A 14,114-nucleotide genomic window follows, 5' to 3' on the forward strand; every position below is an offset into this window, starting at 1 on the left:
CATGATTTTGACACCCCGTCCCTCACATCCTTGGCATCCGACCGCACTGCTGGCCGTTTTGGCCCTCTGGCTGGCCAGCGTTGGCAACGCCCCCCTGTGGTTCAACCTGTTCGATTTATTGCCAGACCAGGGGGTACGCAGCGGCCTGATCCTGGCGGCCTGGTGGTTGGCCCTGGCGGCCTTCACGCTGAGCGTGCTTGCACTCTGTGTATGGCCCCGGTGGCTGAAGGTGGCCGGCATCGTGCTGCTGATCGTGTCCACATCAGCGAGCTATTTCATGGTGCGCTATGGCGTGGTGATCGACCCGACCATGGTCGCCAACGCCCTGCACACCGACACGCGCGAAGTCCGCGACCTGCTCAGCCCGGACATGCTCGTGTTTCTGGCCGCGGGCGTACTCATCCCTGGCTGGTGGTGGTGGCGTCAGCCGGTGCGACGGGTCGGAGCGGGCCGGCTGGTCATGCAACAAGGCGCATGGGCCCTGCTGGCGCTGTTGCTGGCTCTGGTGTCGATGTGGTTGACTTTTCAGGATCTGTCATCGACCATGCGCAACCACAAGTCCGTACGCTACATGATCAACCCCTTCAACACGGCCTATGCCGTGGCGAAGAACTCGATGGCCCAGGCGACTCGGGTCGCGCAGCCCCTGCAGCCGATCGGGCTGGATGCCGAGCTCATGGACCCACCGGCGGACGCTGCCGCTGCGCCTCTGGTGGTGCTGATCGTCGGAGAAACCGCCCGAGCGGCCAACTTCGGCTTGTCGGGCTATGCCCGGGACACCACCCCGCGGCTGGCCGCCTTGCGGGACAAGGGGGAATTGGTCTATTTCGACCAGGTGCGGTCTTGCGGCACCAACACCCAGGTGTCGGTGCCCTGCATGTTCTCGGATCTGGATCGGAAGGCTTTCGACAACCGTGCCAACCGCGAAAACCTTCTGGACGTGGTGCAACGCGCAGGCCTGGCGACTCTGTGGATCGACAACCAGTCGGGCTGCAAGGGCGTGTGCGACCGCATTCCTCACACCAGCACCACCTCGTTGAACATTGCGGGCCTGTGCGGTGGCGGTGAATGCTTCGATGAAGTGATGCTCAAGGTGCTGCCGGATCAGCTCGCTGGGCTGCCCGCGCAGCAGCGTGCCCTGGGCACACTGGTGGTGCTGCATCAGATGGGCAGTCACGGGCCGGCCTATTCCAAACGCACCCCGGCCAATTTCAAGCCCTTCCAGCCGGAATGCACGTCCACGAACCTGCAGGAATGTTCCCCCGAATCGCTGCGGAACACCTACGACAACACGATTCGCTATACCGACCATGTGGTGGCCGAAACCATCCAATGGCTTCAGGGGCAGTCGCGCCCAGTGATGCTGATCTACCTGTCGGATCATGGCGAATCGCTGGGTGAAAAGGGCCTCTACCTCCACGGCATGCCCTATACCATGTCCCCGGACGAACAAACCCATGTGCCTATGCTGATGTGGATGAACGGCGCCATGCGATCCGCCATTCGACTGGATCAACCCTGCCTGGAGGCCAGAGCGCGCGAGCCCGCTTCACACGACCATCTGTTTCACACCGTTTTGGGCCTGACACGGGTTCGCACCCAGGCTTACCGGGCTGAGCTCGACCTGACCGCCGCCTGCAGACGGTAGGCGCTCACGCCAGCCAGCGGTGGGCCGCAGCCGTCAGCCAAACGCCTGCGCACAACAGCAGGCTGAGCAGCACGGCTGCGCTGCCCATGTCCTTCGCCCTCTTGGACAAAGCATGCCATTCCGGGCCCACGCGATCAACCACCGACTCGACGGCGGTGTTGAGCAGCTCGACCACCAGCACCAGCACCAGCACGGCGATCAGCAGAGCCGTTTCCACCCAGTCTCGACCCAGAGCCCAGGCCGTCGGCAGCAAGATCGCTCCCAGTATCAGTTCTTGGCGGAAGGCGGGCTCGTGCCAGCCGGCCTGCAGCCCATTCAACGAATAACGGGTGGCATGCCAGATGCGGCTGAGGCCGCGTCGTTTGGGGGGTAAGGGCGAAGTCATGTCGACATCGTAGCGGTCTGACATTAGCCGTTCATTAAGTGACCCGCCGCTGGGTGAGCCTGCCGCCTGCCGCTGGGGCTCGTGGCGTGTTGATGCTGGTCACTGGGGGGTGGTGGGGGTTGATCGGCTGGGCATGAAGCACAACATCACGGCCGCAGCCACCGCGCAACTGGCGGAGAAGCCAAACGCCACCCAGGGGGCCCACTCCTGGTACAGCCAACCGAACACGATGGATGCAGGCAGCAAGCCCAGACCAGCAACCAGGTTGAACCAGCCGAATGCGGTGCCTCTGCGCTCCTCGGGTGCCAGATCCGCCACCAGCGCTTTTTCCACGCCCTCGGTGGCGGCCATGAACAGGCCGTAGGCGGCGAACAATACAAACAACATGGGCAGGTTCACCGAGGCAAAGCCGAGTGCGGCGTAAACGCCGGCATAGGCCAGGTAGCCACCGATCAGCAGGCGGACACGCCCGAACCGGTCCGATAACGCCGACAACGGGGCTGAAAACAGCATCGCCACGAAAGACACCGCAGCCCAGAGCAACGGAATGTACGCAGCGGCCACCCCCATCTCGCTGGCGCGCAGCAGCAAAAACATGTTGGACGAATTCCCCAGCGTGAACAGCAGCACCACGACCAGAAAGTGCTTGAAGGCATGCGGCATGTCGCGCAGCCGCCAGTCGAACTTCGGGGGTCTGGAGGCAGCCGCTTGCCTGGGTTCCTCGATGCTCAGGGCCAAGCCCAGGCAGATCACGGCAGGGACGATGGACCAGAGAAAAATGTCCTTCAGCGGCACGCCTGCCGCCAACAGACCGAATGCCAGCAAGGGGCCAACGACCGCGCCCGCGTTGTCCATGGCGCGGTGCACGCCAAAAGCCAGACCACGGCGGTCTGGCCCGACACTGGAGGCGAGCAAGGCATCTCTGGGGGAGGTGCGCAGGCCCTTGCCCACGCGGTCGGCAAAGCGGATGAACAGGACCACTTGCCACGAACCGGCAAAGGCCATCAACGGTCTGCCGAACCCCGCCAGGGCATAGCCCACCACCAGCCAGGGCTTGGAGCGGCGGGTCTTGTCCACCACCACACCCGAAAACAGCTTGAGCAGGCTGGCCGTGGCTTCGGCTATGCCCTCGATGATCCCCAGCGCCTTGGGGCCGGCCATCAGCACCGATGCCAGGTACAAGGGAATCAGGGGGTAGAGCAGTTCGCTGGCGCTGTCGTTCACCAGGCTGATCAGCCCGATGACCCAGACGGTGCGGGGCAGACTGATCAGCGTTTTCCACATCCGGCGATTCTAGTACTGGGATGCGGGCAGCTCCACCGTGAGGCCGTCCAGTTCCGGCGTGAGGGCGATCTGGCAGCTCAGCCGGCTGTTCGGGCGCCGTTCGGCGGCGACGAAGTCGAGCATGCTGTCTTCGTCGGCCACTGGGGGCGGCAGGTGCGCCAGCCACGGCTCGCGCACGTACACATGGCAGGTGGCGCAAGTAAGCAGCCCGCCGCAGTCGCCTTCGATGCCGGGTGCGTTGGCGGCGATGGCGGCCTGCATCAGGCTCTGGCCAGGCTGGGCTTCGATGGTGCGTTCGGTGCCCGTGGCGGGGGAAACGAGGGTGACGGTGATCATCAGAATCGGCTGAAGTATTCGCGGCGCTGGAAGGCGTCGGGGTCGTCGGCATCGCGAAAGCGCTGCCATTCGAGGCGTTTGATCTGCGTCAGGTAGGCCACCCAGTCGGCGCCGATGCGTTCGGCCAGCACGGTGTCGGCGTGCAGGGCGTCGAGCGCTTCGCCCAGGCTGGTGGGCAAGGGAGTGGTCTGGGCACCGTAGGGGTCTTCGGTGGCCCGGGGCGGGGCAAGCCGGCGTTCGATGCCGTCCAGCCCGGCTTCGATCTGCGCGGCCAGGTAGAGGTAGGGGTTGGCGGCGGATTCGCCGATGCGGTTTTCGATGCGGGTGGCCGGGTCGTTCGCGCCGCCGATGACGCGCAACATGGCCCCCCGGTTGTCGCGCCCCCATTGCACCGACTGTGGCGCCAGCGCGTTGGGGCGGAACCGGGCGTAGCCGTTGGCGGTCGGGGTGCAGAACACCGCCATGCCCCGCGCGTGCTCCAGCAGCCCGGCCAGGTAGTGGGCGCCCACGTCTGAGAGGGTGTGGCGGGCATCCAGCGCAGTGCTGCCGGCCATGGATTGAGTTCGCACCATGGCGTTGGCGCCGGTGGCGAGGCTGCTGAGCGACTGGTGCAGGTGCCAACCGCTGGACATGATGTTGGGAAACGGCGGGCGGCACATGAAGGTGGCGTGGTAGCCGGCGTCGCGCAGCGCCATCTTCACCGCGTTGCGGAACAGCACCATCTGGTCGGCGGCGGTGAGGGCGTCGGTCACGTCGAACACGGCCTCCACCTGGCTCGGGCCCATTTCGGCTTCGAGCGAGAGCAAAGGCAGGCCCAGCGCCTGGGCGGTGCGCTGCACGATGCGCAGCGGCTCGTCCACCTGGTCCAGCCAGGTTTCGGAGAGCAGCTGGTAGCCGGGATGGATCATGGCCACCTCGGGTGGCTCGCCGGGCCAGGCGGCGCGGTGCGGGTCGGTCTGGGCCTCGGTGCCGGTGATGCGGTAGATGTGGAACTCCACCTCCAGCCCGCAGCGCAGGCCATAGCCGTGCGCGGCCAGGCGGTCGAGGGCGCGCTGCAGCAGGCGGCGGCTGTCGTAGGGCACGGGAGTGGCGTCGGCAAACCAGGCCTGGGCTTGCAGCCAGCCGGTGCGCTCGCGCCAGGGCAGGACGCGAAAGCTCGCCGGGTCGGGCAGCAGCAGCACGTTGTTGGCCTGACCGAAACCGGGCAAACCGTCGGTGCCGCCGGGCTGGAACACCGGCCAGGCGGTGCGGTCCGAGGTGTCCTTGAGCAGCAGGGTGGACACCATGCCCACACCGGATCGAAGGGCTGATTTCACTGCGGTAGCGCTGAGTGCTTTGCTGCGGGTGAAGCCGTGGAGGTCGCACCAGGCCACGCGCACCTGCTCCAGACCCTGGGTTTCGATGGCTTGCAGCAACCGCTCGCCAGCCTGCAGCCGCTCGGGCGTCTGGACGCCGCAACGGGTGGCGAAATCGCTCATGCGGTGGTTTTCACTGTGGCCTGCCACGGCGCGCGTTCGCGCTTGGCGCGCGCCTGTTGCTGCCACCACTCGGCCCATTGGCTGGCTGGTGCGATGCCGTCCACCGTGTCGGGGCCCTGCATCTGGGCGTTGAGTGCGGGGTCGGCCATGCCGGGGGCCTTGCCGCCGCTCCGTACGGTTTCGATCGCTTGCAGCAGCAGGCGCCGGTTGGCCATGATGACCTTGTCGGTCGTGCCCAGGTGTTCGCGGGTGCGGTCCTGGATCGGGCCCATGCTTTCCACCGCCCACTGGTCGTGCACGTTGATGTCTTCCTCGCCCATGCCCAGGTAGGTCTGCTCACGTTGCTCCTTCGGGTTGAAGCCCCACTGGTTGTGGCGGCCGGCCTTGGGCAGGTAGGCGGGTGGCTCGATGAACTGCACCCGCTGGGCGCGCATGGCGGCCTTGTCCACCGGCTTGTCGAAGCTGGTGAAGAAGGCGTACCAGTAGGTGTGGGTGTCGTCCACCGGCACGTGCATCTGGGTGATGGTGAGCGTTTCCGACAGCGGGATGACGAAGGTGTGGGGAAAGACCTCGTGCGTGACGCGCACATGGGTGAGCGCGTCCGTCATGGGGCGCAGGGTGGTGATCTGAAACCCCCAGGGGCGCGGCTCGAAGCGGATGTCGGGCCGATGGAACTCGCGCATGATGCGCGTCATGGGCCAGCGTTGGCCATCGGCCTCGCCCATGCTGGCGCTGCGGAACTGCTTGCCGGCCGCGTTGTCGCCGATCGCCTCCAGCGGCGCGTCGTTCAGGAAACGGTGCAGAAAGGAGGTGTGGGCCGGGTCGATCCCGACCTCGAACGCCTGCAGCCAGTTGCAGTGCCACATGCCCTTGAAGGCGAACACGTGCGTGTCGGGCGCGGCGAAGCAATCGAAGTGGGGGAAGGGGGGCTGCTGGCCTTCCTCTCCCAGCCAGGCGAACAGCACGCCGCTTTGCTCGATGACCGGGTAGCTGCGCTGGCGCACCCGCTGGCACAAGGTGCTGCCCAACGGCTCGGCCGGCGTGTCCAGGCACTGGCCGGTGGCGTCGAACTTCCAGCCGTGGAAGGGGCAGCGCACGCCGTCGCCTTCGTGTCGGGCGTAGGCCAAATCGGCATTGCGGTGTGGGCAGTCGCGGTCCAGCAGGCCCCATCGGCCCTGATCGTCCTTGAACAGGATCATGTCCTGCCCCAGCAGGCGCACCGCCTTCAGCGGCCGTTCGGCCATGCGCGGCTCGTATGCCGGGTCGAACTCCTCCGCCAGCGCCACGGGCTGCCAGTACTGGCGCAGCACGGCGCCACAGGGGGTGCCGGGCCCGATGCGGGTGAGCAGTTCGTTCTGTTCGGCTTTCATGGAGGCTCCTTTGTATACCGTTCTGATTTTTCAGTGTACAGTTGTTGCCATGAATGTGCAAGAAACCGTTTTGCTGCAGTTGCGCGAAGGCATACTTCGTGGCGATTTCGAACCCGGCCAGCGACTGGCCGAACAGCAGGTGGCCGAGCGGCTGGGTGCCTCGCGCACGCCGGTGCGGGCAGCGCTGGCTGCGCTGGAGCAGGAAGGCCTGGTGCAGGTCAGCGAAAGCGGGGGCTATGTCGTGCGCCGTTTTACCGCGAGCGAGGTGGCCGACGCGATCGCGGTGCGCGGCCACCTGGAAGGCATGGCGGCCCGGCTGGTGGCCGAGCACGGGATGACGCGGCAGCTGGCGCGCGAGCTGGACGATTGCCTGGCCGAAGGAGATGCCGCGCTGGCGAACAACCCCCTGACGATGGACGACTATGCGCGGTATACCGTGATGAACGACCGTTTGCACGCCCTCATCCTGGAGGCGAGCGGCAACCGGGCCTTGCAGCGGGCGGTGGCGCTCAACGACAAGCTGCCGTTCGCCCCGGCTTCGGCCATGCTGCCCATGCAGGGCTCGCTCGCCATCGACCGCGACTGGATGCTCTACGCCCATCGCCAGCACCACATGCTGGTGGAGGCCCTCAAGCGTGGTGAAGGGGCTCGGGCACAGGCGCTGGCCGTGGAGCACACCGAAGTGGCACAAACCAATCTGCGGCTCGCACTGGCCCGGCGCAGCGAGGTGGAGCAGGTGATGCCAGCGATCCGCCTGGTGGTGGGAGGCTGAACCGGGTTCAGACCCGTTCGAGCACCAGCGCGATGCCCTGACCCACGCCGATGCACATGGTGCACAGCGCATAACGCCCGCCGGTGGTGTGCAGGCGGTTGACGGCCGTGGTGGCCAGTCGCGCGCCCGAAGCCCCCAGCGGGTGGCCCAGCGCAATCGCGCCGCCCCAGGCATTGACCCTGGGGTCGTCGTCCTTGAGGCCGAGCAGGCGCAGCACGGCCAGGCCTTGGGCGGCAAAAGCCTCGTTGAGTTCGATCACGTCCATCTGCTCCAGCGTCAGGCCGGTCTGTGCCAGCACCTTCTGCGTGGCCGGGGCCGGACCGATGCCCATGATGCGCGGCGCCACACCGGCGGTGGCCATGCCCACCACGCGGGCCTTCGGGGTGAGGCCGTTCTTGGCGGCGCTGGCCTCGTCGGCCAGGATGAGGGCGCAGGCACCGTCGTTCACGCCCGAGGCGTTGCCAGCGGTCACCGTACCGTCAGGGCGCACCACACCCTTGAGCTTGGCCAGCGCTTCCAAGCTGGTCTGGCGCGGGTGTTCGTCGGTGTCCACCACCACCGGGTCGCCCTTTTTTTGCGGGAGGGTGACGGGGCAGATCTCGCGCGCCAGGTGGCCGGCCTCGATGGCGGCCAGCGCCCGCGACTGGCTGTTGAGCGCCATCAAGTCCTGCGCTTCGCGCTCGATGTGGAAGTCCGCGGCCACGTTCTCGGCGGTTTCGGGCATGGAGTCCACGCCGTACTGGGCTTTCATGAGGGGGTTGATGAAGCGCCAGCCGATGGTGGTGTCATAGACCGCGTTGGCGCGGCTGAAGGCCGATTCGGCCTTGGGCATGACGAAGGGGGCTCGGCTCATGCTTTCCACGCCACCGGCGATCATCAGGCCCGCTTCGCCTGCCTTGATGGCGCGTGCAGCGGTGCCGATGGCGTCCAGCCCCGAGCCGCACAGGCGATTGACGGTGACGCCGGGGACTTCCAGCGGCAGGCCCGCCAGCAGGCTGCTCATGTGGGCGACGTTGCGGTTGTCTTCACCGGCCTGGTTGGCGCAACCGTAGATCACGTCGGTCACGGCAGCCCAGTCGACGTTGGGGTTGCGCGTCATCAGCGCCTTCAGCGGGATGGCGCCGAGGTCGTCGGTGCGCACGCTGGAGAGCGCGCCGCCGTAGCGGCCGAAGGGGGTGCGGATGGCGTCGCAGATGAAGGCTTGGTTCATGTAGGGTCTCCAGGGATGGGGTGTCGAGGTTTGAGCTTACCGGTCTCGGGGTGTATGCAGGCGTCATGCCAGTAGCGTGTCCAGGTCGCCCAGGCGAAAGCCGAAGCCGGCGGCTTGCGCCAGGGCTTGCAGGTCGCGCTCCAGGGCGGCACGGTCCTGCTGGCGGGCCCAGAACACCGGCCCCCCTTCCCAGCGCGGGAAGCCGTAGCCCTGCACCAGCACCACGTCGATGTCGCTGGCGCGGGCGGCCACGCCTTCGGCCAGCAGCAGCGCGGCCTCGTTCACCATGGCCAGCAGGGCGCGGCGGCAGATCTGCTCGGCGCTCAGCGGCTGGCGGGTGATGCCGCGCGCCGCACTGGCCTGCTCGATGATGCCGCGCACGGTGGCATCGGTGGTCGGAGCCTGTCGGCCGTTGGTATAGCTGTAGTAGCCGGCGCCGGTCTTGCGGCCCAGGCGGCCCAGTTCGCACAGCCGGTCGAGGATGCTCACGTAACGCACGCGCGGGTCGCGCGTGGCGGCCTGCGCCTTGCGCATGCGCCAGGCGATGTCCAGGCCGGAGAGGTCGGCCACGGCAAACGGGCCCATGGCAAAGCCCATGCCGGTCAGCGCGTTGTCCACATCTTCGGGCCAGGCGCCGTCTTCCAACATGAACTCGCATTGGTTGCGGTAGGCGTTGTAGATGCGGTTGCCGATGAAGCCGAAGGCGTTGCCGCACAGCACGGGCATTTTCTTGAGCGTCTTGCCCAGCGCCATGCCGGTGGCCAGCACGTCGGGTGCGGTCTTGGCCCCACGCACCACTTCCAGCAGCTTCATCACGTTGGCGGGGCTGAAGAAGTGCAGGCCCAGCACGTCCTGCGGTCGCGACGTGGCCTGGGCGATCTGGTCGATGTCGAGATAAGAGGTGTTGGTGGCCAGCACCGCGCCAGGGCGGGCGTGGGTGTCGATCTGCTGGAAGACCGCCTGCTTGACGGCGAGGTCTTCGAAGACGGCTTCGATCACCAGATCGGCGCGGGCCAGCTGCGTCCAGTCCAGGGTGGGGGTCAGGCGGGACTGGGCGGCCGCGGCGACGGCGGGTTGCATCTTGCCGGCGGCCACGCGGCCGCTGTAGTGCTCGCTCACGCGCTGCTGGCCACGCGCCAGCGCCTCGTCGTTTTGCTCCAGCAGCAGCACGTCCAGGCCGGCGTCGAGCGCGCAGATGGCGATGCCCGCGCCCATGGTGCCGGCGCCGATCACGGTCACGGTTCGGACCGGGCGCGGTGTGGCCTGCACGTCGGGCGGCAGCTTGGTGGCCTCGCGCTCGGCCTGGAACTGGTACCGCAGCGCTTGCGCGGCTTGGCTGGACACCAGTTGCAGGAACAGCTCGCGTTCGCGCTTCGCACCTTCGGCGAATGGCAGTGCACAGCCAGCGACTGCGTCCATGAGCGCGCCATAGGCGGGTTGCAGGCGCTGGCGGGCACTGAGCTTGGCGCGCTCGGCCGCCACCTGTTCGGCCACCGCGGTGCTGTCCAGCGTGCGCTCGCGGGTGCTCGCCGGCAGGGCGCCGGAATCGGCCCACTCGCGTGCGAGTGCACAGGCGGCGCCCACCACGTCGTCGGGCACCACCCGGTCGAACAGGCCGCTGTCGGCCCATGCTTGGGCGGTCTGCGGCTGGCCGGTCAGCATCATGCCCAATGCCTTGGGTACGCCCACCAGGCGCGGCAGCAGCTGTGTGCCGGTGGAGCCAGGGATCAGGCCCAGATGGATTTCGGGCAGGCCCACCTTGGCGCTGGCCAGTGCCACCCGGCCGTGGCAGGTCATGGCCAGCTCCAGGCCGCCGCCCAGCGCCACGCCGCTCAAAGCCGCCACCACGGGCTTGCGGCAAGCCGCCACGCGCGCCAGCACCGTCAGCAGGATGGGTTCCGCCAGTTGAGCGGGCGTGCCCAGTTCGGCCACATCGGCCCCGGCGGAAAAGGCCTTGTCGTTCCCTGTGAGCACGATGCCTCGCACAGTGGGGTCGGCTTCGGCCGCGTCCAGCGCCTGCACGATGAAGCTGCGCAGTCCATGGCTGAGGCTGTTGACCGGCGGGTGATGGAGGGTGATGACGGCGATGCCGTCTTGCAAAGCGTAGAAGGTCATGGTTTGGGACAGGAACAGGGGTCCGGGCATTGTTCCTTTTCACGGTTTCCTTGACAATCCCAAAAGAAGTAAACAGACCGTCAAACGAAATCGAACAATGCTGGATGTCGCTGCCCTCTTGTTGTTGGTGGACATCGTGGACGCCGGGGGGCTGAGCCAGGCCGCGCGCAAGCGTCGCATGAGTCGCGCCAACGTGAGCTATCACCTCAGCCAGCTGGAGAAAGCGGTGGGGGTGCAACTGGTGCGCCGCACTACCCGGCGCATCGAGCCGACGGAGGCCGGCCTGCGGCTGTACCGCCACGGGCGCACCATTCGTGATGAACTGCTGGCGGCGCAGGAGTCGGTGGCCAGTCTCACCGAGGGGCTGCACGGCTACGTGCGGCTGGCCGTGCCCACTGGTTTTGGCCAGGTGGTGATGTCGAACTGGCTGATCGAATTCAAGCGGCTGTACCCGAGCATCACCCTGGAGCTGTTGTTCGACAACCGGGTGGACAACCTGTTGCGCGACGAGGTGGACGTGGCGGTGCGGGTGATGAGCGAGCCGCCCCCCAATCTGGTGGCGCGCGAACTCGCACCGATGCGCCACGTGGCTTGCGCCTCGGCCGGCTATGCGGCGCAACACCGCATGCCGGACTCGCCCGAGGCCCTGCGCGAGGTTCCCATCATCACCTCCACCGTGGTGGGGCGCGAACTGCGCCTGGCCGCCTACCGGGGCGAGGAGCGCCAGGAGCTGGCGCTGCAGCCCACGCTCGCTTCCGAGAACTTCCAGTTCCTCCACGAGGCCTTGCTGGCCGGCCTGGGTGTGGGCCTGGTGCCCGACTACCTGGTGGCCGACGACGTGGCGGCCGGCCGCGTGGTTACCGCGTTGGACGACTGGCGTCTGAGCCTGTTCGGCACCCGGCTGTACCTGCTGCGCATGCCCGACCGTTACCAGACGCTGGCCACGCGCACGCTGATCGATTTCGTCATCGAACGCGCGCGGCGCTGGGCCCAGGACCCGCAATCGGCCTGATCCCGGGCGTCAACCCGGGCGTCGCCATGCCCGCGGATTGCCTGCTCGCAAACAGGCGCGGCGGTAGGCGTGCAGCGTCGCCTCGGCGCGGCCCAGCAGCGTGTCGGCCGGGTACGCCGTGGCGCCGGTCGGCGCCTGCACCAGCGTGCCCACCGGCATACCGGCCAGCAGGGCCAGGCCCTCGGCGGCGTGCGTGGCCGTGTGGATGTGGAAGCGCCCCTGCGCCACGGCCTCCACCACCTCGTCGCTGAGCATGAGGTGGCGCCGGTTGCGGTGGGGGATCAGCACGCCCTGTTCACCGGTCAGGCCTTCGGCCTGGCAGACGCGGAAATAGCCTTCGATCTTCTCGTTCACCCCGCCGATGGGCAGCACCTCGCCGAAGGCGTTGAGCGCGCCCGTCACGGCAATGCCTTGCTTCAGCGGCACGCCCGACAGCGAGGACAGCAGGGCGAACAGCTCGGCACAGGAGGCCGAATCGCCTTCCACGCCGTGGTATTCCTGCTCGAACACGATGGAGGCCGACAAGGCCAGTGGCGCGATGTGCCCGAACAGCGCCGACAGGTAGCTGTGCAGGATGAGCACCGCCTTGTCGTGGATGGGCCCCGAGAGCTCCACCTCGCGCTCGATGTTGAGCAACCCCTCGGAGCCGGCCACCGTGCGCGCGGCCACCCGCATGGGCAGGCCGAAACGGTAGTCGCCGAGGTCGATCACCGTCAGCCCATTGAGCTGGCCGACGCGGGCACCGCCCAGGGCGATCAGCCGGTCACCTTCATGGATGGCTTCGCGCAGCCGCTGGTCCGGGTAGTCGTGGCGGTGGTTGCGCGCGGCCAAGGCGGCGTCCACGTCGTGCCGCTCGACGAGGCGGGCGTTGCGCGCCCGTGCCATGGCCGCGCTTTCCACCACCAGCGCCTCGGTGCGGGCAAAGGCCGCGCTCTGGCGGGTCTGGTCTTCGGCCTCGCGGTGGGAGTCTTCCACCAGCCGGGCCACCGCCGCGGCGCTGAAGTGCGGCAGGCCCAGGCGCTGGCAGGTGTGCGCCACGAACACGCCGGTGGCGTAGCGCGTGTCGTCGCTGGCGTGGAAGGCGTCGGCAAAGTCCACCTTCACGCGGAAGTGCCGGGTGAATTCGGGGTCGCCTTCCTGCAGGGCGTAGTAGTGCTCGTTGGAGGCAATCAGCACCAGCTTCACGTCCACGTCCACCGCTTCGGGCGAGAGCGACGTGGTGGCCAGGGCGCTGAACATGGTGCCGGGCTCCTCGATCTGCAGCCGGCCGCTGCGCAGGAAACGGCGCAACTTTTCCCACACCAGTTCGTCGGCCAGCAGGTCGCGCAGATGCAGCATGAGGAAACCCCCATGTGCTTTGAGCAGACTGCCCGCCCGGATGCGCGAGAAGTCGGTGACGAGGACGTCGTTCTCGGAGTGGTATTCGATGCTGCCGAACAGCGGCCGGTACAGCGGATTGTTTTCCACGATCACGGGTGCCCCTTGGGCGTTGGCGTTGTCCACCACCAGGTTCACACGGTAACGCGCCAACTGCTCGGCCAGCGTCGCGCGGCGCTCCTCCTCGTCCTCGGGCGCGCCGGCCTCGAACAGCTCCACATGGTCGAGCACGTCGCGCGCCACTTCATCGAGCCAGGTGCCGAGCTTGCGCGTGTCCTTGAACTGCTTCTTCAATCCCTGGCGTATGGCCTGCATCTCGCGCTCCACCAGCGGCTTGATGGTCTGGCGGCGCAAGGCCATCACCCCTTCGCGCAAGGCCCGTTCCAGCGGCGCGGTGGTTTCCAGGAAGCGCAGGATTTCGCTGCGCAGTTCGCGCTCGCCCTGGTCGTAGCGTTCGCGCTCCTCCTTGGGCAGTGCGGCCATGTCTGCGGCCGACAGCGTGTCGCCCTGTGCCGTGACCAGGGTGAAGATGAGTTGGCCGCCGTCGCGTCGCAACGCGAAGTGGCGCGCCTCGGCGAAGGCCGACAACTCGGCATAGGCCTGGGCTTCCTGGTCGGCATAGCGCCGTTCCAGCGCCTCCAGTTCGGCCTTGAAATCGGGTTCCGAAAAACGCTTGGGAATGTCCGTCTGCAGCACCCGGATGAATTGCTGCATGAGCTGGCGCAGCTCGCGCCCCTGACCCGCCGGCAGGCGCAGGGCGCGGGGCCGCTCAGGGCTTTCGAAGTGGTGCAGGTAGCACAGGTCGGGCGGGACCGGCCGCAGGGCGGCGGCGACCTCCATTTCCTGCCGCAGCAGGGTGGAACGCCCCGTGCCCACGTCACCCAGCACGAAGAGGTGGTAATCCGGTTGGTCGATGCCGAGTCCGAAGCGGGCGGCCGTGTGGGCACGCTCCTGCCCGATCCAGGGCAAGGGCTCCTGGGCCAGTTCGGCCGTGGTGGTGAACCCCAGGCTGGCCGGATCGACGCGCAAGCGCAGGTCCGAAGGCGCCAGGCGCGTGGCGACGGCCCACAACGGAGGCGCAGGCTTGGGGAAAGAAGGGTCTGGCATGTCGGTCATCTTGCAGCCAG

General features: G+C 67.6%; 11 protein-coding genes. 3 read left to right on the forward strand and 8 right to left on the reverse strand.

Features of this window, described 5'->3' with window-relative positions; all coding sequences use genetic code 11:
* Position 1 precedes the first annotated feature (1 nt).
* The gene (locus HZS63_RS04880; protein ID WP_246316167.1) at positions 2-1,648 is read left to right on the forward strand and encodes a phosphoethanolamine transferase; all 1,647 of its coding nucleotides are present in this window, start codon (positions 2-4) and stop codon (positions 1,646-1,648) included.
* A 4-nt stretch (positions 1,649-1,652) separates the two neighbouring features.
* Here HZS63_RS04880 and HZS63_RS04885 read toward each other — a convergent pair whose 3' ends face one another.
* The 5 genes from HZS63_RS04885 to HZS63_RS04905 all read right to left on the reverse strand — a co-directional run bounded on the left by HZS63_RS04885 (position 1,653) and on the right by HZS63_RS04905 (position 6,501).
* Positions 1,653-2,033 carry a diacylglycerol kinase gene (locus tag HZS63_RS04885; RefSeq protein ID WP_180682938.1) on the reverse strand — a complete coding sequence of 127 codons (381 nt, stop codon included), beginning with the start codon at positions 2,031-2,033 and terminating at the stop codon, positions 1,653-1,655.
* A gap of 99 nt (positions 2,034-2,132) precedes the next feature.
* Positions 2,133-3,317, reverse strand: coding sequence for an MFS transporter (locus tag HZS63_RS04890; RefSeq protein WP_180682939.1), 1,185 nt, complete (start codon positions 3,315-3,317; stop codon positions 2,133-2,135).
* A gap of 9 nt (positions 3,318-3,326) precedes the next feature.
* On the reverse strand, positions 3,327-3,653 hold the full coding sequence (locus HZS63_RS04895) for a 2Fe-2S iron-sulfur cluster-binding protein (protein ID WP_180682940.1): 327 nt from the start codon (positions 3,651-3,653) through the stop codon (positions 3,327-3,329).
* Entirely contained in the window at positions 3,653-5,131 is a 1,479-nt protein-coding gene (locus HZS63_RS04900; RefSeq protein ID WP_180682941.1) for a glutamine synthetase family protein, read from the reverse strand. Before HZS63_RS04900 ends, HZS63_RS04895 begins: the two co-directional genes overlap by 1 nt.
* Positions 5,128-6,501, reverse strand: coding sequence for a Rieske 2Fe-2S domain-containing protein (locus tag HZS63_RS04905; RefSeq protein WP_180682942.1), 1,374 nt, complete (start codon positions 6,499-6,501; stop codon positions 5,128-5,130). Before HZS63_RS04905 ends, HZS63_RS04900 begins: the two co-directional genes overlap by 4 nt.
* Before the next feature lie 49 nt (positions 6,502-6,550).
* On the opposite strand from HZS63_RS04905, the gene HZS63_RS04910 reads away from it, so the two are divergent.
* Entirely contained in the window at positions 6,551-7,273 is a 723-nt protein-coding gene (locus tag HZS63_RS04910; RefSeq protein ID WP_180682943.1) for a GntR family transcriptional regulator, read from the forward strand.
* A gap of 7 nt (positions 7,274-7,280) precedes the next feature.
* Here HZS63_RS04910 and pcaF read toward each other — a convergent pair whose 3' ends face one another.
* Both pcaF and HZS63_RS04920 read right to left on the reverse strand, forming a co-directional pair.
* The gene (gene pcaF, locus HZS63_RS04915; RefSeq protein ID WP_180682944.1) at positions 7,281-8,483 is read right to left on the reverse strand and encodes a 3-oxoadipyl-CoA thiolase; all 1,203 of its coding nucleotides are present in this window, start codon (positions 8,481-8,483) and stop codon (positions 7,281-7,283) included.
* Positions 8,484-8,546: 63 nt separating this feature from the next.
* Positions 8,547-10,628 (reverse strand): 3-hydroxyacyl-CoA dehydrogenase NAD-binding domain-containing protein, encoded by a 2,082-nt coding sequence (locus tag HZS63_RS04920; RefSeq protein WP_246316168.1) that lies wholly within the window; start codon positions 10,626-10,628, stop codon positions 8,547-8,549.
* 70 nt (positions 10,629-10,698) lie between these two features.
* Between HZS63_RS04920 and HZS63_RS04925 the strand changes: the two genes are divergently transcribed.
* Positions 10,699-11,610, forward strand: a complete 912-nt coding sequence (locus HZS63_RS04925) for a LysR family transcriptional regulator (protein ID WP_180683155.1) — start codon at positions 10,699-10,701, stop codon at positions 11,608-11,610.
* 9 nt (positions 11,611-11,619) lie between these two features.
* Here the strand turns inward: HZS63_RS04925 and HZS63_RS04930 are convergent, their stop codons facing one another.
* Entirely contained in the window at positions 11,620-14,094 is a 2,475-nt protein-coding gene (locus HZS63_RS04930) for a Lon protease family protein (protein WP_180682945.1), read from the reverse strand.
* Between the last annotated feature and the right edge of the window lie 20 nt (positions 14,095-14,114).

It is taken from the genome of Tepidicella baoligensis (genome assembly GCF_013432195.1).
Lineage (GTDB): Bacteria > Pseudomonadota > Gammaproteobacteria > Burkholderiales > Burkholderiaceae_C > Tepidicella > Tepidicella baoligensis.

Coding starts and splice junctions, on each gene's coding strand:
- HZS63_RS04880 (WP_246316167.1), top strand. CDS start 2: ATGATTTTGACACCCCGTCCCTCACATCCTTGGCATCCGACCGCACTG.
- HZS63_RS04885 (WP_180682938.1), bottom strand. CDS start 2,033: ATGACTTCGCCCTTACCCCCCAAACGACGCGGCCTCAGCCGCATCTGG.
- HZS63_RS04890 (WP_180682939.1), bottom strand. CDS start 3,317: ATGTGGAAAACGCTGATCAGTCTGCCCCGCACCGTCTGGGTCATCGGG.
- HZS63_RS04895 (WP_180682940.1), bottom strand. CDS start 3,653: ATGATCACCGTCACCCTCGTTTCCCCCGCCACGGGCACCGAACGCACC.
- HZS63_RS04900 (WP_180682941.1), bottom strand. CDS start 5,131: ATGAGCGATTTCGCCACCCGTTGCGGCGTCCAGACGCCCGAGCGGCTG.
- HZS63_RS04905 (WP_180682942.1), bottom strand. CDS start 6,501: ATGAAAGCCGAACAGAACGAACTGCTCACCCGCATCGGGCCCGGCACC.
- HZS63_RS04910 (WP_180682943.1), top strand. CDS start 6,551: ATGAATGTGCAAGAAACCGTTTTGCTGCAGTTGCGCGAAGGCATACTT.
- pcaF (WP_180682944.1), bottom strand. CDS start 8,483: ATGAACCAAGCCTTCATCTGCGACGCCATCCGCACCCCCTTCGGCCGC.
- HZS63_RS04920 (WP_246316168.1), bottom strand. CDS start 10,628: ATGCCCGGACCCCTGTTCCTGTCCCAAACCATGACCTTCTACGCTTTG.
- HZS63_RS04930 (WP_180682945.1), bottom strand. CDS start 14,094: ATGCCAGACCCTTCTTTCCCCAAGCCTGCGCCTCCGTTGTGGGCCGTC.